This window comes from Thermogutta sp. (assembly GCF_014359955.1).
GTDB lineage: Bacteria > Planctomycetota > Planctomycetia > Pirellulales > Thermoguttaceae > Thermogutta.
Window position 1 is genome coordinate 1 of the sequence record NZ_JACIYL010000005.1, and the last position, 23,515, is coordinate 23,515.

Below are 23,515 nucleotides of genomic sequence, written 5' to 3' on the forward strand. Positions count from 1 at the left end.
ATGTTAACCTTTTCGTTGGCTTCGTAGCCGAATACCAAGCGAGAAGGAAGAATAAGGGTTCCCGCAGAGATGGTTGCGGTGAGCCTGAGACAATCACGGCGTGAGAGGGTGCGCTTCATGGGTGGGTCTCCTTGTGGCAGGAACATGACTCGAGTCGTACTTCAAAGCCGGAGCGACCTTCGGAGGGTCGCCTTGGACCGCCCGCGATTATAACCCCGCAGCGCCCGGTTAATCAATGAGGCGACACACAGTAATTCCTGCAATTGGGAAAAGTCTTAAATGAACAAAAAACGGCGTAGCCCGTGCTACGCCGCTGACGCGTTTTTCGTTCAGCCAGGTCTATTGGTCAAGCCTCAAGACTGACTTAGTGAGGCCGGTTCTTTATCACACGTCGGTCCAGAATCCCTTGGCGATCAGCCAGTCCACGACGCCCTCAATATGCTTGGTGTTCGACGGGCTGGTTGCCCTCACTTTGACTTTCTCCATCTGGGTCAGATACACATAGTAGGGCAGATCGGGGTTTTGGAGGAGAGCTTCCAGGCTGTTTGCCTGGAGGTGGTCCACGCCTGGGGAGTCCCACACATCTCCGGTGTCGTAGCCACCGCCACCGTAAACCTCCACTCGTTCGAAGAACTTCGCACGGTTGTAGAAGCCGGGGCCTTTGAGCCGGCTGAACTCCGGAGTCGCCGTGAGCACGTCATTTCCCGCCGAACCGTACAGCTTCGCCGTGTCGAAGCCGCCGTTGATCGAATATGCGTGCACGAAGTCGAAGAACTTCGCTCGCGCGAGATAATTGTTGCCGGTGATCCGTGCGTACTCGGGCGTCATCACGACCAGATCATCGCCGGCAGTATCGTAGAGTTGGGCGGCATCCAGACCACCAGCCAGGGCATAGGCGTGGACGATCGGCACATCCTGCACCGTGATGCAGTAGCCGGGGCCAGAAAGCGTGCTCAGACCAGGCTTCGCCACAAACAGGTCGTTGCCCGGCGAGTCGTACAGTTGAGCCACGTCATCGCCGCCACCACCGAGAATGGTGACGTTCTCGAAGTCGGACGCGCTGATTTCCACAGATGCGTTGGATACGGTGGCCCCGGTTGGGCTCGCCTGAATCATATCAGCACCAGCGGAACCCGTGATCGTGGCGTCATCCGTCCCGCCGTCCGCGAACACCCTGACTCGGTCAAAGAATTTGGCCCGAGCCACATAGTTTGTGCTGTTCAGGCGTACCTCCGTTTGAGTGGCCGTGAGGCTGTCGTCACCCGGCGTGCCGTAAAGGTCAGCACTGTCGTTGCCCAGGCTGGCATAGCCGTGTACAAATGCCACGTTTGTCAGGTCGTACGAATAGCCGGGACCGCTCATCGTGGCATGGCCGGGCCGAATCTCCAGCACATCGTCTCCCGCACTGTCGTAGAGTTGAGCGGCATCGAGGCCTCCGTTGCCGTCGGCGATCATGCGCTCCACATTCACAGCGGAGACGGTGAAACCGGTGCGCGTCATGTGAGCCGTGTTCGGCGTGAAGAGGAACGTTTCCGCCGCCGATGTACCGATGAGCGTGATTGTGTCCTCTCCGTCCGCACCGTCGAACTGAATTTCGTCAATGTCGCTGACGTTGTAGCTGTAATTCGTGCCATTGATCACAATCAGGTGGACGTTTCCGACGGTGCTGACCGAGATATTATCGTTGAGGGCACTCCCGGTGATGATCACGCGACGTCCCTGCTGCGATACCTGCGTGGAGGACGTTGTGATATTCACCGCATAATCTTCAACCTCTCCGTCGGGGGCATAACCCGTCGGGGCGTCCACGCCTGCGCTGCTGAGACGGAACCGAGCAAAGGTGGTTCCGAGTAAGGCCTCGGCCGGTACGTTGAACGTGAGGACGTTCGTCCCAGCCACCACATCACGGTGGGTGAAGATGCGTTCTCCGGGATCATTCCAGTCTCCATCCTGATTGAAATCGATCCAGGCGTCCAGCTTGCCCGGTCCGGACGCCGTGACGGTGATCGTGGCCGAAGCTCCGACCGCCAGCGGAGTGTTGAACACGACGCCGTCTTCATCGTCGGAAATATAGGTATCATCTCCATTGGCCTGGGCACTGGGTCGCCCGTTGGGTTCGGCATCCGCCAGAGCACCGAGCCGCAGGCCCGGCGTGATCAGATGTCGAGCACCGTTGTCGGCCAGGAGCGTCGGATACGGAGCCGGCGCATCACCGTAATCCAGGCTGCCGTCGTCATTCAGGATGAGAATCTGGGCCTGCGGATCGCTGATGACGGCAAGCTGCGGATTGCTGATGTTGAGGAAGAAGTTTTCATCCGGTTCGATCCTCGTGTCACCGACGATTTCCAGTTCGATCGTGGCGCGAGCCACGGCCGGCTTCTGCCGGGCCACCATGATCTCGTAATTGCCCGCGCGATAACTTCGCCAGACGACGAGGTCGCTGGTGACGGCGGGATACCAGTCGTAGCCGGGATCAGACGAGATGTTGCGCGGGATCACATTGGCATTGAGATCGGTGTAGAACACCTCCCAATTGCCACCGACAAACGCGTGCCAAGCAAGCCGGTCGCCATAAACACGCGGCAATTCGTCGTGCACGGCGTTATCGGTGATCTGCTTCACAGCCGCCGGCCCGATGTTCAGATTGATGTAGTAGATTTCCGTGTCAAAACCATCGTTATGTTCGAAGACAACATTGTTGCCCGAGATGTCGGGATGGATGTCGTCCTCGTTGTTGGCGGTAAGTAGCGTCGTGGTGCCTGATGGGATATCGTAAATCGCGATTTCCCAGTCAGTGCCATCATTTTGCTGCCAGACGACTTTACTGCCATCGATTCGCGGATAACGGTCATCAAGGACGTTGTTGGTGATTTGCCGAGTGGTGCCCGACGAGTAGAGATAGATCTCGTTGTCGAACCCGTCGAAGCCGTACCAGGTGACGTTACGTCCTGATACCTGCGGGAGATAGTTGTTGAAGGAGTTGTTGGAGATGTTGACGGGGCTTCCGCCGGCCGCCAGGTCGTAGGCGAAGATCTGCTGCACACCACCCACGTTCGCCGTCCACACCACGAGATCACTTGAGATTTGCGGGTCGATGTCATCGTAGTCGTTGTCGGTGAGCTTCTGCGTGGTGTTGGTCGTGAGGTCGTACAGGTAGATTTCCCAATCCTGGCCGTCAAACCCACTCCAGACGACCCGGTCTCCGAAGACCGCGGGCATGCGATCGTCCGAAGTGTTGTTGGTCAACCGGCGCGTCTGAGTGCCGTCGTGCAGATAGATTTCCCAATCCTGACCGTCGAAGCTTTCCCATACAACCCGATCGCCCCAGGCACTGAAGTCATAGTCATTAGATTGGTTCTTGGTCAGGAACTGAATGTCCCAGGTTGGCCGCGGCACCCCTTGCGGAGTGAACACGAACGTCCCGGAAGCCGGGATGTAGTCGTTGTCGGCCACGGTGGCTGTGCCATCGGCTGTCTGATAGTCGAACGAGATTGGGGCGCCAAACGAGTCTGTAACTTCCACCGTGACCTTGACTTTGGTCCTGCCGCTATTGCCCTCGGCAACCGCGATATCCTGCAGCGACACGGTGGCCAGCCGGTAGTCGCCGAACGTGACGTTGTCGAGCTGTTCGCCGGTGCCCAGGGTGACCATATAGGAGCCATCAGACTGACTCCGTGAGGTGACGTCCTGGACCGGGCTGGTCTGCGGATTGAAGATCACTGTGGGCCCGGCGAGATTAACGAGGTCACCGTCGGCAGTGGCGGTGATTCCGAATCCCGCGACGCCATTGATGGCATTGGCGATGGCGGCAGCCACCACGTTGGGGGAATCGGTAGCAGTGAACGGCACGCGACGATTCCCCGCCGCCACGGTGTTGTTATTGTCAAATTCAAAGACCACGGTTGTGGTGCCGTTCGACAGCGAGAATGTATTCCCATCCACCAGTGCGCTCCCGGCTGGGGCCCGCAGGTGACGGGTTTGCCCATCCGGCAGAACGATGCCCGCTGACGGATATGTTTGAATCCAGTTCGTCGGCACCTGATGCCGCACCACATAGGTACCACTGAACAGGCCGGTGAACTGGTAGAAACCGGTCTCGTCCACGTTCGGGGTCAACGGATTGTCGTATTGCGTGTAGGTCACCGGCTCGAACGGGTCGGGCATACCATTGTTGTTCAGGTCCACATACACCAACACGCCCGCAAGACCCGGCTCCACGCCGAAGAGATGACCGGTATTGGGATCGAGACGGAACGCGTACTCCTGCTGCGCCATCAGCGTGGCAAGGTCGGCTGCGCTCGAGGGGCGAGCGAACGTGGCGTAATGGATCCCGTCACCCGCGTCGTATCCAATAACAGCCCCAGGGGCGCCAAACCCGTTGACACCCTGGCCGTCTCCGGTGGTCCACTGCATGTCGAAGTAATGGAAGACCACAATATCACCACCGGGATCGTCCTCGATGTACAGCGAGAACGTGTTCTTCTTGTCGCTGTGCTGGTTGTAGTAGCCCACGTTGATCCAGTCGATTTGCACGACCGGGTTACCGCGGGCGCTCGTGGACCGCTGGAGCCGGATCTGGCCGGTGGCCCGTGTATCAACATCCGCCCAGAACGGCGCCAGCACCGGTTCACCTTGCGGGAAGCCGCTCGCGGAGAACGTGGTCACCGGATTGGCCAGTGACACGAGCCCATTGGTCGAAACGTAAATCTGGTTGTACGTCTTGCCGAAGAATTCGAAATCGAATCCCAGCGGAATCGCGGCACTTGCCAGGTCATCACCGGCTGTGACGATGATATTACCGGCACCCGGCGGCAAAACGTTGACCGGCGGAACCTGTTGGCTGGGCTGCGTATCCCAAACGCCGTTGGCGTTGAGATCGTTGAAGACGTAACCGCTGAGGGACGAGGTTCCTGCGATGATGTTGACCAGGTAATCTTCAACTTCGCCGTCGGGAAGTTGATCGTCCGGAATCGACGCCGGTGTGTCATATGACAGGCCGGGCGTGTGGCTGTAACGGAACCGGGCGAATGTTGCCGCGGACTGGAGATCGCGCGGCACGCGGAACTGAATTTGTGTCGTCGCGCTCGTGATGAGTTGGTCGATGACGATTTGCTCACCGGGATCCGCCCAATCCCCGTCGGCATTGTAATCGATCCAGGTATTGAGATACCCACCGGTCTGAGAGACGGTCACCTGAATCGTCGCCAACTCCCCAGTGAGGAGGGGCGTGAGGAAGACCACACCGTCTTCATCCGCCTGGTCGCTGGAATCGTCACCGGTCGCCGTGGGGTTGGGTTGACCATCCAGTTCGTAGTCCACCAGTTGGCCAAGGCTGAAGCCGCGAACCACGCGGTGCCGGGCCCCACCGTCCGCGCGAAGTGTCGGATAGGGCGCCGGAGCATCGCCGAAGTCCACCGGTGCGTCCACGATGCTGACACGATAATCTTCAACTTCACCGTCGGGTGCCTGGCCCGTGGGGCCAATATCCGGCTGCGTGCTGATGCGGAATCGGGCGTACGTAGTGCCCTTGACTGCATCACTCGGAACCACGAACTGGACGCTATGGATGCCCGAGCTGGTGATGAGCTCGTTGGTGAAGATCTGTTCGTTGGCGTCGAAGATGTTATTGGCGTTGAAGTCCACCCACGCTTGCAGGTACGCTTCAGACATGCCGCTGGGCAGGCTGACGACGACCTGAACCTCGACAGGGCTTCCCGGCACCAACGCGTCGAGGAATGTGACGCCATCCTCGTCGTCGATTCCGGCCAGATCGTCGCCCTGGGCTGTGGATCCCGGGCGACCATTCAGTTCGGCATCCACACTCTGGCCCAGATAGAGGCCGGAACCGAGAATGTGTCGGGCACCGTCCGCCGCCAGGGTTGTGCCGTAGCTGTCCGGGGCGTCGCCGAAGTCTTCATGGTACGGTACGAGTTCCACCTGGTAGTCTTCGACCTCGCCATCCGGGGCCAGACCGGTGGGTGCCAGACCACCGGTGCTGCTGAAGCGGAATCGTGCGAACGTCGTTGCGGGATTGAGTCCCGCAGGCAGTGTGATGGTCACAATGTTTTCACCGGCCAGCAGTTGATAACTTGTCAGTACCTGCTCGTTCGTATCTGCCCAGTCACCATCCGCATTGAGGTCGAGCCATGCATCAAGATACCCCTCGGCAGAGGCAATGACCTTAATTTGAGTGTCCCCGCCGATCAGGAGGCCTGTGTCGAAAATGACGCCGTCATCCAGGGTATCGCCCGTGGCGTTGGCATTCTGTCGGGCATCCGGTTCGTTGCTGACACCACTGCCCAGATAGAAACCGGGCACAATGATGTGGCTGGCACCGTTATTCTTGAGAGTCGTGGGATAAGGCGCGTCCGGCGCATCCCCGAAGTCGATACCCGCCAGATAGATGACGAAGTAGGTGGTGCCGTCTGGCCGATTCGGTTGCAGCGGGTTATTGGCTAGATCGCGAATGGCCTGGTTATCGAGTTCGATCTTGTAGGTGTACCCGATTGACCACACACCGGACGCCGGCACGAGGTAAATGATGTCGTCAACGGGGTGATATTGGAAGAAGTAATCCTTGCCATCTTCGAGAAGGATGTTGTCACGGTACACCTTGACGGCGCTGCTGAGCACAGTGCGGTCGTTGATTCCCACGCCTTCCTCGTCGGCAAGCTGTATTGCAAATCGGGTGATCCGCCGTCCCGCGATAAACACGTCATAATTCGCCGGATTCCTGTCGATGCCGGCGGGATCGTTATCGAGCGGCTCGATGAGGCCTGCCGTTGGACCACGGAAGTCCACACGGTCCACCGCCCCGCGATCTTTGAAGATGCTCAACCCAGAACCGGGGCCAGGATTCACCGCTGGATCGTCTTTACGGAGCTGGCCGTACAGATCGTACGATGGGGCAATGATCGGGGAGGCAGCCAGACCGATCGGTTGCAGCACCGAGGTGTAGTATCCGAATCGCTCCTGGAGGGCATCGATTGAACTGTCGATAATTTCCGACCCGCGGTCAGGAATGAAATTGTAGTTGGCCGGATCCACAAAGAGCGGAGCGCCAGGAGCCAGAACCCGGTCAAAGGTTCCGAGACCCATCCCCTGCACATTCTGGTTGTTGCCCTGGTAGGCATTCCCACCGAGGACCGTGTTCGGAGCCGAGGACGCATCGACGCGAATGCCAGTGTTTAGATTGGCCAGCACGTTGTTGAGGAGCGTGGGACCTGCGTTATTGACCACTTCGATTCCCACACCATTGGCGGCGAGCCCACCGTACACCGTGTTATTGACAACGCGGACAAACGGGATAGCTCCGGTGGGTTGCCCGGTGGAGCCGCTGATCCGAATTCCGCCCTGGCCATTAAACGCCAGCAAATTGTTCTTGAGCGTGACGCCAGAGACGAGCTGGTTCGGAGCATTGAGAGTCCGACCGGAGCCAGGATGCGGGTTGTTTGAGCCAGGATCGCGCGGGCCGGGTTCAACGCGAATTCCATACTGCGAAGCGTTGAACACGCTTGTCGATTCAACGACAATGTGGCCCTTTTCGCGGTATTGATTCCGATCGCCGATGAGGGGGTGGCCGTTGGGGTCTGGATGGAACAGAGTAACACCGGGTGGCAATGTGGGATCAAAGAACGTAGTGTACGGCAGGCCCAAAACGCTGCGGGCATCCGGCGACAGGTCCACGATGCCGGGAACCGTGACCACAGCGGTGACCATCAACCTTCCCAAAGAATTGGCCTGATTGATCGCCTGGGCCACGAGGTTGGCAATGGTGATGTTCGACATCGCAAAGTTGAACGAGATGCCGATAACCCCCGCCGGCGGTGTTTCTCCGCTGCTCTGATGAATGAACATGAACTGAACAACATTGCCGTAGGCATCCTCGATCACGAACGTATCGCGATGAGCAATGGCGTTCCCATCGGGAGGCAACAATCGGAACCGGTACACCCCCAAAACATCCGTGGCGCCGAACACGATCTGCTGGATGGGTTGCGGATTAGCACCGCCCAGGTTACCGCCGACATAGGTTGCACCCCAGAGATCAACCCTGGGGCTGGTGGGGATGGAAGCAGCACTGACATTAAGCCGCCCTTGCGAACGCGCAAAATTGATCGCACCGGCGACCGCGTTGGCAATCTCCCCTGCCGACATCACTGCTCGGAAGTAAACCGGAATTTCTGAACCATTAAGCGGCGGGCTGATGGGCCTGTTGGTGCCGATGTCTTGGTCAAGGAAAACAAACGTGACCCTATGATTACCGTCTTCGATGAAGAATCGGTCACCGTGCGCAATCTGGGTTGCATCAGGGAAGATCAAAGTGATGTCCTGTGTCCACCGATCGTTGGTGTCGGCTTGCTGGGCAAGGACCACCACCCGATAAGGATCGACCACCAGAGTCCCGAACTCATCACCGCGACGAATTTCCAGTTGATAACTTCCCTGCACAACAATTGGCTGATTGACAGCCGGCTGTGGCAGAAAGTCAAAACCGGTGACGCCCGCTGGGGCGTTTGTGACCATTTCGCCACGTTCAGCAAAACCGATGATGATATCGTCGATGTACCAACCCTCATGGTTGTTATTCTGGCCGCGGCGGTAGTCGAAGAAGCGATTGTTATTACGCGCACTTGCGCCATAGTTCTTACTTGTCGTATCTCCCTCCAGCACATTGGAATGGAAGAGAGGTCCGGCGTTGGTGACAGATACGCCGTACAATCTCATCAGGGGCTGAGTTCCACCAATTGTGTCTCCGCTCCGATCGTCGAGTTTGATCGATGTATTGTTGGGGTCACTGGTCAACAGCGGACTGTTGGCCGGGTTAAGCAGATTCCTCCCGTCAAAGGCCACCTGGCGCCCGGACAGTTGCACAAACCCGGTTGTGGTGCTTGTCGCGGAGACTTGCACACCTGTGTCACGAGCCAATAGATTGAGCGCATCACGGATGCGGTCCGCGATCTGGGCGGGTGTCGTGGCCCCCATCAGACCGACATTAAGTCCGTAATCAGCGCGCGCTCCCGCGGGAAGCCGTGTGAACAACAGATTATTTGGATCATCCGCTCGTTTCACCGCGTAACTGCCCGTGTTGCCAGGATCGAAATAGAGAACCACAAAGGAGGGGACATTCAGCGAATCGAGTGCCACCAGTGTGGCGGTCGTGCCGGCCAGAGTGGCCACGGTATAGGTCGGCGGGATAAAGATCTGGTTGGGCTGAACTCGGAATGCCCTGTTGACGGCATCCGTGATCAGTTTCGACACTTCGAGCTGGGTCATATCCGGCCGAATGTAAACCGGCACGCGACCCGATGTGTATCGCCCCGGTGCCGATCCTTCGATGGCCCACTGGAGCGGCTGGCCGGATGAAGTACCCTGTGTGACGCCAGTCGCTGAGATCAGGAACACCCGATATCCGTCCGGACCAGTAAAAATGCTGTCCGGCGGCACGTATGCCTGCACGCCCATGTTTGCGCCATTGACAGCAGCCGCGATGGCGTCCGCAACCTGCCTTGTGGTCATGTTGTCGTTGATAGAGATTGCCACGCGGCCGGGTTGGACGTTCCCATCCTTATCGAATTCAAATTCCGCGAGCTGGGAGCCGCTCTGCACAATGAAGTAATCACCATCGTTAATCTTGAGTCCCGCGACGTTGGGCAGGACGAGGGCATAGCCGAGGTCGAACTCGAACGTTGTGGTATTGACAACGAATGTCGCTCCATCATGGAGTTCGGCGGCCTCGGGAGCCGTCAGATACTCACCGCCGGTCGTAGGATCGCCGATGTCCATGTCGCTGGCGGTGCTGAAGTCGAAGCGGATCCGCAGGTTATCGAGCCCCGCGAACTGGCTCAGATCGACTCGGGCCTGACGCCAGTTTCCGCCCAGATCGATGATCTCACGGATGTACCCGCCATAACCGGGTTGCTCCCGATTGGGGGCAATGAGCATCCCGTCGTTGAGGTCCGTGTTGGTGGCGAGCAGCGTCCAGTTCGCGCCGTCGTTGGAGATGTAAACACGGAGACCATCAAAATCGTTGCTGTTTTCCGTGTCCGCGTAGTAGTTGAAGTAGAGGGTGGGCTTGTCAGCCAGGCTGTAACCTTTGAGGCTGAACGTCCCGCTTGTCAAACTCCCGAAGGCACCGCCGGGCAGGTTGTAGCTAAAAAGGCGGCTTCCATCACTATTCTCGTTCGTGGTAAAGTTATTAGCGCCGGGTTGGCCTTGATTCGGGGCATCCAGGCCGAAATAAAAGCTCTGATTCCCTTCCCGTAGAGGATCATAACCCGCGCCGGGGACACGCGAATCATCATAGGTCGCGTACACTCCGTGGCCATCATCATTGCCTCGGCGTGTCGTGACATGCCAGAGGTTGTAGTCGATGGGCGAGAAGGCGATCCCGTAGACATTCCCGACATTGGGATGAATACTCTTCTGCCCCTGCACAAAGACACCCAGCAGATTGCCGGTGATGTCCATCGCGTAAATGTTGCCCGAAATATCGGAAGCGAAGAGCGTCGTGGCATATTTGCCATCTTCAACGTTTTGTGGACCAGCGGATAGGCCGGAAAACTGAATCGGTGCGCCAGTGGTAGGATTATGGACCTGAGTGATGTAATGGAGTTGCGGACCGCCGTTAGGCTCGCGCCTGAAATACCGGACACCCTGCTGTGGATCGACCGGCGTGAAGCCCCACGAACCACCGTTTGCGTGGGCAGTTACGTTACTCACGTAGTACAAACCGCCGGTATCGGAGACTGCAAAGAGACGCCACCCGATTCCGGGAACGTTCAGCCACGCGAGGCCCGTGATGTCGCCACCGACACCCTCGCCGACCATCTCCATTTCTGGCGCACGGCGAAGGTCAAAATTCACGGGGGAGAAGCCTGCCGTAAGTTCCACAGTAGCGCCTACAGGCGTAGCTACGTTCGACCCAGCTATTGCATTGATTGCTGATGCCACGGCGATGGCAACTTCTTGCCCGGTGTAGCCAGCTCCGATGATGATTGGAAGATGTCCACTCGCCACGCCATAGCCGCCAGCCAGATACATAAGTCCGGGCGAATTCGAGAAGTCAAAGTCAGAAGTTGAACCTCCCACGTTAGCGAACGTGATTCGATCGCCGGGCGTCTGATTGTTGGCATCTGGCGTGCGGTAGGCGTAACTCGCGTCAATGCGGTCTGATATGGGAAATATCTGACTTTGGCTACTATCGACGGCCGACTCAATACTCTGTCCGAGTTGCTGGCTGGTCCAAGTTTCTTCGAAGGGAATTTGCGTCCGCCCCAAGGTGACATTGTGGTCACCCTCGATCTGGACCAGCGCCGGGTCACTGCTCGTGGGCAGAGAAGCTGTGGAATCATTGACCAGGGAGACTCGATTGTTGTTAAAGCTCGCTACGACGGCGAAGTTGGCTTGGGCGTTGATCGCGTTGACCAAATTGCTCGCTAAAACGCTCCCCTGGTCGCCCACGTTAAATGGAACTCGTACATTATTTGAGTTTGTCAAATTGTTGTTGTTGTCGAACTCAAAACTGATGGGTGTACCGTTCTCGTCATAGATTGTCACCACCACGCCGTCGAGGGCCGCCGTAGCCGTGGCTGGCAAGACAATGACCGGTCCACTATTAAATTCAAACTGGTAGACTTGATTAATTAAAGCGTTCCTCAGGCTGAAGTACTGCCCGTCGCGAAAGACCGCTGCTCCCTGCGGGTCAATTCTTACGTCGATACCCAAGTCAAACTCCAGGGTAAAATCATCCCTGACCGTGCTTCCAGTCATCACAGCGGGATTAGAAAGCACGAAGTTACTAACCTGCGATAGAAGTACATATGCTCCCCGAGGATTGGCGTTGACGCCGATGCCCGCAAGATTAATCTGCTGGGCTAACGTGGCGGCCAAGATCGCTGCTGAATCGGTGGACGAGAATGGCACCGGGATGTTACCGGGCGCAACATTTCCATCACTATCGAATTCCAAGGTGACAGAAAGAGGCGGCGTTCCGTCGTTGAAGATCGTTACGGTAGCGCCCTCCATTGCGCTGGCCGGGCCGAGGATTTCAATACTCGGTTGGAATACGAAATAGTCACCGTCCTCAATATCTCCAAGTTGGGGAGACGGCGGGGAAGGAAATTGGTACTGAGGCTGGGTTTGAGTGGCGCTGCTCACGAGGAGCGTTGGCGCTGAAAACAGTTGACCGACAGGAACGATATTGCTAAACAACCGGTCACCCGAAGACAGCGTCCCGTTGTTGATCAAAGGATGATTGATCGCCGTTCCATCGGGGTTGAGAATCCACACCAGGTTGTGCCCGGACGTGATCCCGGTGAGACCAGCGCCGAGGTCCGGGTTGCGGACATTGCCGACGATCATCACCTGGCGACCGAAGGTACCTGTGTTGCTGTAGTGGTGAGTGATTGCCTCCACAAGCACGCTATTGTAAGGATCATCCTGGAGGGCGTTCGGGTTATTTGGATTGCGGCGAATAATATTGATCCCAGTATCAGTATCCAGCAGTAGACGGTTCGCATTACCCGTGTCGAACTCTTGATAATGCGGATTGAAATCGGGTCCGGGCCCCTGCCTGACCGTCATCAATCGGCCGTCGTTCCGCATGGCAATGTCGTGATAAACGATGGCCGGACTGCCGTTCAAAAGCAACGAGTCGGTCACGTCAGTTTCCACGGCCCCTGTGAACGGATCGACCGTGAACAAGTCGGTACCCGTCAGCGTGTAGAAGACGACGTCACCCAGGTGGAACTCGTCCGGTACAAGGCTCAGACGCTGTTGAACCGTGGTAACGCCCGAGTTCGCACCACCCTCGATGTGCTCCTCGACAATCCGAGTGATGGAGTTGATCGGTTCGAGGCGCACCAGCGGATAGGCCGTGGAATCCGCACTCCATGTTCCACCGATCACCGACGACAGCACCTGCGGCGTCGCCAGCACGGAGGTCACAGCGATGTAATAGGTCGCCGTGTTGCTTTCCGGCAGATAGACCGGGCCGATGTAAGGATCGCGCGACCACACCGAACCGCGATTGAGATCTTCAATCGCATTGCTGATGACCAGGGCCATGTCATCCGCGATGTTGGAATCCGTGCTGCGGAGGATCAGACGCCCCTGGCTGTCGAAGACCCAGATCGACAGGTCCGGTCGAGCCATTCCGTCGGCGTAATCGATGTCGAAAATGGTGGACCAGATCGCACCCAGGTCGTTGAGCCCAGCAATGGACTGGATGCCCTGGAGGTCGACATCAAAGCGGTACCAGTCAACGTCAGTTCGCCCGCTGAGGTAGCCTGCCACGGAGATCGTGTTGCGGTCGTTGCTGAGAAGATTGCCCAGATATTGGGCATTGCCCATGGTATCGTTGGTGGCCGTCGTTTCGCTCGTTTCGCCGAGCAGTGGATGATGGGCCGGCTGACCCTGGATCTCGATGCCGTTCGTGGCGTAGCGAACATCGGCGTACTTGACCATACCGCCGGCCACTTCCTGCATTTCTTTCAGGCGGATCTGAAGCTGGTAATGGCCGGACGTGTTGTTGATAACCCGCACCGGCGTGTTGAGGGCGTTGAACCGGGCGTGAACGCCGTCCAAGAAGATCTTTCCGCCAACATACCGCGCGGTGACCTCGAAACCTTTGGCCGCTTTTTGCGCATTGATGGCATCCACGATCGCCTGAGCCACTTCGCTGGGCGATCCGCTGCCACGGATATCCACGCCCACCGCATTCGGATTGCTCAGAGAGCCATCCTTATCGAACTCGAAAATGATCGTCTGGAAATTGTCGGAAACCAGGAACTGCGTGCCATCATTGATCTGGTTGCTATTGGGAATATTGGTGATGGCCAGCGGACTTCGCACCCGCACGTAATACGTGTGGACTTCGCCCACCGGACCGGGCAATACAACACGCATGCCCGAATCCCGCGGATTGATGCTGTAGTAATCGCCTAACTCCGACGGATTGCTGGAGGTGGAGCGAACCCAGGCGTCCCTGTTCATGGACTGCGCCTGGGTGGTCTGAGAGCCTTCCGGAAGTTCGTTCAGGGAGTTGTCGCTCCGGGCCAGGACGTTACCGTCGGCGTCGATCAGCTCCACAATCGTGTCGAGGGCGAAAGTGGTCCGGTCGATGTCAATCCACACTTCCGTGCCGGCCGTGGCATCGAAGCTGTACACGTCTGAATCGTTGGGTGAGTTGAACCGTACGGTTCCGTACACGTCGAAGCCCAGCCGCAAGTTGTCATCGCCGGCTTTTTCGTTGGGCGCGAGCTGTCCCAGGTATTGCGCCTGCTGTGGGTAAGGATTGCGGTCCACCTTGTCCTGGCCGGTTTCGGCCTCCACGACCGTGGCCACATTGCGGTCGTGAGCGTACTCGGTGAATCGGATACTCCGCCAATCGCCGGGTTGGCCGGTGCTGGCGCCGTTGCCATTTGTGTCGTACTGCGGATTGCCAAAAATATCCAAACCAGCACCAACTGAATCATCGGCGAGTGACGTGAAAATGACCGGATAGCCGGGCATCCCGATGATCTGAAGGATTCCTCCGATGCGGTCATTGATCTCGGCGGGACCACCGGCTGCGGTGATACCGGCATTCTGGCCCCACAACTTGACCACGAGGCTCTTGTCGCGGCTGCTCTGCAGGCGCAGTCCACCTTCGTGATGATAGTTGGGGATGACGATTTCGTCGTAAACGATGTGCACGATGTCCGTATCATCCCACACCCCCTGGCCGTTGAGCGTGCCGGCACGGACTTCCATGCCATTGATCTGGTTGCCGGTCATACGGTTGCTGCGGACCAGAGGCCCGAAGTTGTCCGAGTATTCTTCGAAGGCGTCGATGAATCCCGTGCTGCGCCCCCAGTCGGGAACTTCCCAAGCATTGAGCGAGTTGACATCGATGCTGACGACGTGGCCCTGGTTGTTGATGAACCGGTTGTTGACGATCACCGGTTGGGCACCCCGGACGTAGATGGTCGCAGGTGTGATGAAGCCGCGGCCGTTGCGGTCACCAGCCGAATTGGCCCCGTTGTTTTCGAAGCGGGTATTGGCAATGCGGACGTGTGCCTGACGGATTTCAATCGGGTCGAAACCGGCAAAACCACCCTCAATGGCGGACTGACCGCCGGCGTACGCGATCACGGCTTGATCGATGCTTCCTTCGGACATCGGTGCGAAGCCGATCCCCGCCCAGTCACCAGCCTGAGGCTGCTGGCCGCTCGTGTTCTGGGCTGTATTGAACGTTCCGCCGGCGCCATAGCGATTGTCCAGAACCGAAGTGAAGACCACCTTGTAGCCGGGAACCGTTTCGGCGAAGCCAGGACGACCTTCGGCGATAAGCTGAGCACCCACTTCGGTCTCGATGCGGCTCCCCTGCAATTTGACGATCACGCCCGGATCAATCATCAGACGGGCATCGAGCCGCGCTTCTCGATTGCCCAGGCCTTCCACCTTCAGTTGCGCACCCAACTGGCGCAGCGTCACGGTGGCGCCGGTGCTGCTTGCCGTGACATCCAGCCCGCGTAAGGTCCTCGCCGAATTGATCGCGTTGGCCAGTGCGGTGGCGACGTCCGCCGCCGTGCTGGTGAGCGTGTAGGGCACAGCGATTCGGCCCGGTAGCACACCGTCTCCGTTGTCGAATTCGAAGACCACACGGGTGCGACCGTCGAAGATCGAGAAATACTGGCCGTCGAGTGAAACACTTCCTGCCGGAAGCTGGATCTGGAAGTCGTTGAGCAAGGTAACCGCGGGAGCGGTGGAAGCCTTTTGGATCGGCCCGCCCGGCGTGCCCGCAATGACCAGGTTTTCAGGAACATAGTGAACAATGTCCCAATCGTCCCAACGGCCAAAGGTAGTGAGCTTCTTCGTTGCACCGCCTGCGGGGGTTTTTACGCGGACATAAAGCCCGTTGATGGTGTTGTCAACGACGTAATTGCCGTGAATGACCGGGCCAATTCGCTCGTAATTGACCGTGTAGGGCGCGTTCGGGTCCCAGCTCTGATACTTCGTGTCGGCGAAGCTGTTCGGATCGGCCGACATGGCCGCATCGGCACTGTGGGTGATCCGGCTGAACACAATGGTTGGCCGGGCTTCCACCATATGGACCGGGTCGTAGACCGAGCGAATCCCGTTGACGATGACCTCGCCGCCGCCGTAGCGGATGTCGGCATTGCTGATGTAGTTGAGGAATATCCCCTGATCTTCCAGGACCTGACGCGGCGGAAGTCCAGAAGCCGGATCGTACGCCTTGATGAACTGATAGTCCATATCGTTCTTGAAGACGATGCCGCCCCAATCGCCGGGCATGGGGGTTGTATTGTTGTTGGGCTCAGCATCGCGGCCGAGAGACTCATCATAATAGGACGTGAAATAGACCGAGTGGAACGGCGTTCCCAGCACCTGAAGAGCGCCGCCGCTTCGATCAATGCCTTCGGCAATACTGCCCACCATGATGTTGGAACGGAACAGCTTGATGACCGCCCCGGCGTCGATCATCACGGTGACACCCTTGGGTACATCCATCCGCACACCGTCGGCAAGCGGCGCGTTGTCCACCAGTCGACGACCGATTTCATAGGGGATATTGTCGCGGAGCGTCGCCGGATCATTGGGATCGTCGTTGGCAAAGTTGTTACCCACAATGCGCACGATTGTTCCCGGCTGTGCCGCCGCCAATGCTCCGGCGATCGTGCTGAAGGGGTTATCGATTGAACCGGTGGGTGAAGAGGACCCGGAAAGCTTATCGACAAAGATCGTCTTGCTGGCCGGCTGGACGTTGAACCAGAAATTGTAGTCGCCGCCAGGAACGCCATCCATGTCGCCATCGAAGTAAACTCCGGTTGAGTCGATCAAGCGCGACGGATGGGCCGTGTTTGGATCGCGGAACGTCTCTGGATTATCAGGATCCACTCCACCCGGCTTATACGTGACCCGAAGCTTGTACTGGCCCTGGGTAACGCCGCCGATGCCGGAGTCGTCCATCGTGGGGTCGTACTGCGTGTTTCCGCTGGCGCTCACGCCGATGTAATAGCGACCCGGGGTGAGATAAACCCTCAGGGCCGAGTCGTCGCTGTAGAAGTCATCATTGCGTGCCACGACCTCATAGGTCGTTTGGAGGAATTCCTTCTCGACGGGTACGCCGTTTTCCATCACGACGTACTTCTGCGCGACCTGAACTTCGCGATAGAGTGTGACGGCTGCATTCAGGAGGCTGGAATTCGTCATCCGCTCCGCCAGGACCTCGACATCCACCAGACCCCGATCGTTGAGGTCGAAGCGGTACATGTCGATGTCCATGTTGTCCGGGCGGAACATATGGCGGCCGTGGATAATATCGGCCACACCGGGGAACACGGGTTCAAACGAGCCGACAACGGCCTGGGCGTCTTCCGAGCTGCCCATGATCACGAATGGAGGAAGATCGTAGCTGTGCCCGTAACCCAGCAGGTGACCGATTTCGTGCATCGCCACCTGGAACCAGGCGCCGCCGAATTCGCTGGCACCCCAGTTCTCGGCGTAGTCCATAACCGCCATGCCGCCGCCAGCCACACCAGCCACGCCGCCCGGTGCGGACTGCAAATTCATCAAGGCCAAGTCGCCCGTGATGATGGCCAAGCCATAGCTATCCGTCTCATAAAACTGAATACCCAGGTAATTTCCATAGATGTCGAATATTTCCCGTGCCCGTTGTTTCTGTGCCTCTGTGATGAGATTCCAGCTTTCTTTGGGGAAGTAGTAGGGGATGGTGGGGATCTGAGTTGAGCCGTCCGGGCTGGATTCACCGGTAAGGTAGTGATCTTCAATCAGGATGCTGTCGTAATCCGGCAGATCCCGGTGACCCGGTTCATCGATAGCGCCCGGCCATTCCAGGTTGTAGGAAACCGAACCAGGCGTAACAATCGTGCCGCTGATAATAACGCTTTGACCAACTGTTCCGCTGCCGAATCCGCCTCCAATAATTACGGCGTTATAGAAAGTGGACGGTGCATCTCCACCCTCTGACATATTCCAGGTTTGAATTGGCCGGTATTCACTGCCGATTCGCAACCGCGCGGCTCCGGTGCCGAAGTTTGCCAGGTCCTGTCCGAAGTCCAGTCGGACTAAATTCTTGCTGGCATCGTAGGTGACGGAAACGGGATTGACGACGACATCGTCGTCTGGCGAGGCTGTTTCCTTCGTGAATATGAGCTGGTAGAACCGAGGATCCTGCGCCGCGTTCCGGTCAAGCTCGTCGTCATTGAAATAGACTTCAATGATGTTGCGTTCCTGATAGAGACTTTTGACCGCCAACCGACTGTTTTGACGATCAACAGAGACCTGGCTTCCCTGCAACGTGATCACTGAACCGGAGAGCTGAACGGTCAGGTTGAGTCCCTGGCTCAAAATAGCGTTAGCGATTTTCTGTGCGATGACCTCAGCATTATCTGAGCTTGAGTACACAATCGGGACGTTGCCGCTGCGCACTCCGTTCCCGGTGTCGAATTCGAAGGTGGTGGTAATCGTGCCATCACTCACCAGGAATGTCTGTCCGTCGCTGATCTGATTGCTCGGCGGGGCGGTGATTTGCCAGTCACCGCGGTAGACCGGCTGCGGCACGACCGCCAGGACCTGAGGTCCGAGGTTGATGTCGAACTCCATTGTAAGATCCTGCCCCACCTTGAGATCCGGATCATAACGGAAGGGTAGCGGCGGCGAATCCAGGTTCATGAGCGGATTCGGGCCGGTTCCCTTGATGATGAGGCGATACTTGTCATCGGGAAGATTCTCGGCAAAGCGGACGATAACCTCGTTCGGTTTGTCCCCAATGCCGATATAGCCGATGGGCACCACGACCTCGTTGCCTTCGTTAAACGAGTCATCCCCACCGGCGCGCACAAACTGAATGGCGCCCAGCGTTTGGGGATCGATCCGCTGGCCCTCGTTGAAGCGGAGAATGAGTTCCCGCGGAGCAACGTTGAGTTCCGTACCCTCTTCGATCAGACTTCCCTCGTTGGGGATGACCGCCACGAGATCCGGCGGAGTGCCAGGAACTTGCTGTCCGTACACAGTCAACCGCCAGGAATTGAGTCGACCGACGGTGCCGCCTGCCCGGTCTCGCACGATGAGGGTCCAGTCACCACCGGAGGTTTCTCCCCAGTTACGGTTGGTCGTGAACGTCCATTGAATCCCCGTATCAAATGGGTTATGGACGTGAGGCGTGGCGAGGACGGACTGCGTGCCGGAGGGAGATACAAGGACGATTTCCAAATCCCCTGGGCTCAGGTGGGAAATATCGACGGTGACCTCAACCCACTCCACCTTGTTAATATCCGGCGCCATGCTGATAACGCTGGAGATGCCGGCGGGGTTGTTGTCGGGGATATTCTGGTTGACTTGGAAAACGCCCGAATCGAGGGCGACTTCGGGGCCGACGGGCTTCCAATTCTTGGCTGCCTGGACCGCTGCCGCGGCATCGATGGCCCCGAACCCATATTTGTGGTTGATGTGGTAACCGGCCGCATTGACAGTCCAGTCGGGATCGGTGGGATCCACCTGCCGTGCTGTTTGGGCAAGAATGTACTCGATATCCCGGTAGCTCAGGTTAGGATTCGCTTGGAGCATTAACGCGATGACGCCGGATACGACCGGGGCAGCCGCGGATGTACCGGCGAAGATAGAGGTGTAATCCGTGTTGACCAGCGGGTCACCATCCGCGTTGCCAGTGACGTTGTAGCCATTATCTCCGGTGATATCCGTTGTGGTGATGCCGTCGGCGTAAGCAGAAACAAAGAGATTAGCACCGGGCTCGGAATACCAGGCCTGGCGACCGTTGGCATCCAAGCTACCGACGGCGAGCGTGAATCGGGAGTTGGCATAGCCGTCGTAGTTGGAATTATCGCCACCGGCTCCTCCGTTTCCTGCCGCCCAAACGTAGATCGTGCCAAGCCCGTTTCGACCGGTTGTCGCACCCTGCTGAAGCGCCGCAAGAGTCAACGGTCCGGGGCCAGCGAACAAGGCAAAAGGCAGACCAACGCCCGCATCGGGTGGTCCCCAACTGTTATTGAACACCTGAATCGCATCCAGGCGATGGGTCAGAGCCTGGGATTCCAGAAGATCACTCGTTGGCCCGGCGATAAGGCGCAAACCCGCAAGCTGAGCATCGAAAGCCACTCCGGCTACTCCCAGGCCATTGTTGCCCGCGGCGGCGCTCACCCCCGCCACCGCGGTGCCGTGAAAGTCCCCCGCGCCTGGTGCGGGATCCGCATCACCTTGATTGAAATCGTAGCTGAGGTCGGGGCGGTAATTGGGGGCCAGGTCGGGATGGGTGTACTCGAGTCCGTCGTCAACGATTCCGATGACGACGTTGTCACCCTGGACAGAATCCCAAGCCGACACCACGTTGATATCCTGCCCCGGAGTGCCCCCGCCCTGTCCTGTGTTCAGTAAATGCCACTGATCAGTGAAGAATGGATCGTTCGGAATAAAGCGGGGCTGACGCTCCTGCGGCACCAAGGGATAGAAATACTGAACGACCCCCTCGCTGCTCTCCATCCGGCTGACCGCGGTTTGCCAGTCCACGCTGGAATCGAAGTGGAACACGTACGCCCCTTTGATGCCGGTGGGCACCGCTACATACTGGGCGCCCAGGAGCGTAGCCACCTGGTCCGGGTTCAGCGAATCACCAATCCCCACGACCCAGTCGGTGGTCTGCGAGAGTTGGTAGTCGGAATAGTGATTGAGATCACTTGCCTGCTCGATTGCCCGATTCAGCGTATCCTGCCACACTTGCTCCAGGGTCGAGGGGCTGATGCTCAGGAGCAAGCGGTCTTCCACGCGTTCGACACGCAAGTCGCGAGGGCGATGGGCCTTTGGTTTCCGTTCTTTCTTGGCAGAGGACTTCTTGGCCTTGCGGGCTCGGGACGAGAAAAATCGCATCGCATCCCAAATCTTCATTGCCGGTTCTCCCTCTCGCGGTGCCGGATCACGAAATTAGAATTGCGTCGTTGTCGAAGCCGTTACAGTCGATTAATCCGAAAAAGAGCGATCTCTGTCGAGTGTTACCTGGTTCCGATTTGGAGCCGTATACCGATTAAAATTGCCCGGCCTCCAAATTGCAACCAAAATCCTCCAGATTGCCTAAAATTCCACATTTTCCGTGTTATCGTCAAACCCGCTTCCGAGCGCGCGGACTGTCCCAGGACTCCGTTTCGAACCATTTAGATGCATTGGCGGTTTCGCTAGTTCCCTCATTTCCCGCTAAATTGTCACGACCGTTCCGATTGGCCCAAAGTAAGGGGGTTCTGTCTAACCTGAGAAAGGGGATAACGCGAACGAGGGGTATCGGGTTGGGAACCGGTCCGATGGAGGCGGCGCGAGGGTCGGTGGGCCGTTGGGGTGAACTCGAACCCGGATCGGTCCGCCAGTTGAAGTCAGCCGTCTTTCCCGGTTACATTGGTGGCGACGGGAACGGGATTCTGGGCTTTTGCCGGGGGGCTTCAACCGCCCGGCAAAGGAGTGGATTTTTGTTGACGGCGTATTGGGCCGTTTTACAATGAAAAAGGAGACGGCCCATCAGTGATTTGCTGAGGAAAGGACTTGTCATGAAGACGCGCGTTGTGGTGGGGGTCGTCTTGGTTGCGGCGGTGCTCGGCGGCGCGGCTCTCCTGTGGGGAGCGAATGAGTCCGGCGTAGTTCGTCGCGAGGTGGGCACGCCAATTGCTTCAAGCGGTGGATGGATAACCCATTCCACGGCAACGGATCGAGTGCAACAGATCGTGGTGATCGACCCATCCACTCAAGCAATGGCGGTATACCATGTCGATCTGGCCAGTGGCCGGATCAGCCTGAAAAGCGTGCGGAATGTGCGGTACGACCTTTTGATGACGGAATTCAACACGGATGCGCCGTCGCCGCGGGAACTGGAGTCGCTCTGGAAAACACCCTGACCGGGGGACAGGAACGCGTCAAAGCTCATCACGTCGAGGACAGTAATCATGGCGCAGAAATTTTACACCACGAAAGAGGCTGCTGAATTTTTGGGGCTCGCTCCGGCGGACCTCAACGCCATGCGGGAGCGGAATGAGATCCGGGGATTTCGTGACGGCAACGACTGGAAGTATCGCGCGGAAGACATCGAAGCGCTGAAGCGCAAACTTCGCGCGGACGCGACGCGTCCGGTGCATCATACGCCGTCCAGTGATGAGGAGATTGTCCTCCTCGATGAGGATCTCGCGCCGGCTGACCTGGGTACAAGCGGCTCGGGTACAGTGATTGGAGGAACGCCCACACCCAAGGAGTCGGCCAGCGATGTGAAAGTTGCGGGAAGTGACATTGCGGCTAAGACTGGGGGGAATGTGGCGGAAGGAACGGGTGGGCAAGGGATTGTATCCCCGTTTGAGGATGAGCTGTTACCGCTGGAACCGGAAACCGAGCAGGTTGCGGCGGGAACGGATTCGGCGGTCAATTTGGGTGGTGAAAAGCTGGAAGATGACGATGTCGTCATCGGTGGTAGCGGAAGCGGCAGCGACATCAGGTTGGCCAGTGACAGCGGGCTCTCGCTGATGGATACGAATGACAGCGGGATTTCGCTGGAAGGCGAGCTGGAACTGGTTCCCACCGAGGATTCGCTCGAGCTTGATGATGACGATATGCTGGCGATAGATGAGTCGGTGGACACCGAGGCCCCGACACAGTTGAAAAGAGACGACGAGTTCCAGCTCACGCCTTTCGAAGAGATGGAGGAGGAAGAGACCGAGAGCGGATCGCAGGTCATCGCTTTGGATACGGAACCTTCGACCGGTTCCTCCCCGGGGATGGCCGAGTTGCTGGGTGGTCCAACCGAGGCCCCCTTTGGGGTGGCCCCAGGTGTACCACCGGTTCAGGCGGGTGTGCCTCCGGTGGGTGTTACGCCGGTGACGCCTGGATTAGCGCCCACCGCGGCGGCCGTCGCGGCAATGCCGACGGCCGAGGCCCCGTGGGGCACGTTGTGGGTCACGATGCTCATCGTTTGCACGGTGCTGCTTGCACTGTGCGGGATGATGTGTTTCGACCTCGTCCGCAACATGTGGAGCTGGCATGGGCCGTTCTCTCTGAACAGCTTCCTGATGGATTCCATCTTGAGCGTCCTTCCCAAGTGATGAAGGGCACTGGGACGCCCCGCGAGTAAATTCGGTACTGGAAAGATTCTTTTCGAGTGCAGCCCCTTGACTGCCGGCAGGGGCTGTTTTTGTGCGCTCTCGTGAGCGGGTGTCGCCCGGAGCTTGTGGGCCCCTCGCGTCGTGCCTTTTCTTGCCATCCGCCCTATAATCGCTTAGAAGGGTGTGTGTCCGGTGCGGGCACGGACCAGAGAAGTTACCAAGATCAGTGAGCATGACAGCTTTCGTTGTCTGGACCTGAGGGCTTTGTCGAGCGAGCCAGGGTGTGACCGCCTGCGTAGAGGAGAAGGAGATTCAGGCCGAGAAATCGCTCTCCGGGTGCGGGAGGTTCTCCCCAGGGTTTTTCATATCATGTCAAAAATAGCCGTGTTTTGCCCGGCATAAGGGTT

At 58.0% G+C, this 23,515-nt stretch carries 3 protein-coding genes; 2 read left to right on the top strand and 1 reads right to left on the bottom strand.

Going from position 1 to position 23,515, the window contains the following annotated elements:
* Positions 1-384 precede the first annotated feature (384 nt).
* Entirely contained in the window at positions 385-20,925 is a 20,541-nt protein-coding gene (locus H5U08_RS00415) for a GEVED domain-containing protein (protein WP_297029033.1), read from the bottom strand.
* A 647-nt stretch (positions 20,926-21,572) separates the two neighbouring features.
* On the opposite strand from H5U08_RS00415, the gene H5U08_RS00420 reads away from it, so the two are divergent.
* A complete protein-coding gene (locus tag H5U08_RS00420; RefSeq protein ID WP_297029034.1) occupies positions 21,573-21,917 on the top strand; it encodes a hypothetical protein in 345 nt (114 codons plus the stop codon).
* Positions 21,918-21,965: 48 nt separating this feature from the next.
* Positions 21,966-23,108, top strand: coding sequence for a helix-turn-helix domain-containing protein (locus H5U08_RS00425; protein WP_297029036.1), 1,143 nt, complete (start codon positions 21,966-21,968; stop codon positions 23,106-23,108).
* The last annotated feature ends 407 nt before the right edge of the window (positions 23,109-23,515 follow it).

Bases quoted from the DNA above. Each gene is read 5' to 3' on its own strand.
- H5U08_RS00415 (WP_297029033.1), bottom strand. From the start codon at position 20,925: ATGAAGATTTGGGATGCGATGCGATTTTTCTCGTCCCGAGCCCGCAAG.
- H5U08_RS00420 (WP_297029034.1), top strand. From the start codon at position 21,573: ATGAAGACGCGCGTTGTGGTGGGGGTCGTCTTGGTTGCGGCGGTGCTC.
- H5U08_RS00425 (WP_297029036.1), top strand. From the start codon at position 21,966: ATGGCGCAGAAATTTTACACCACGAAAGAGGCTGCTGAATTTTTGGGG.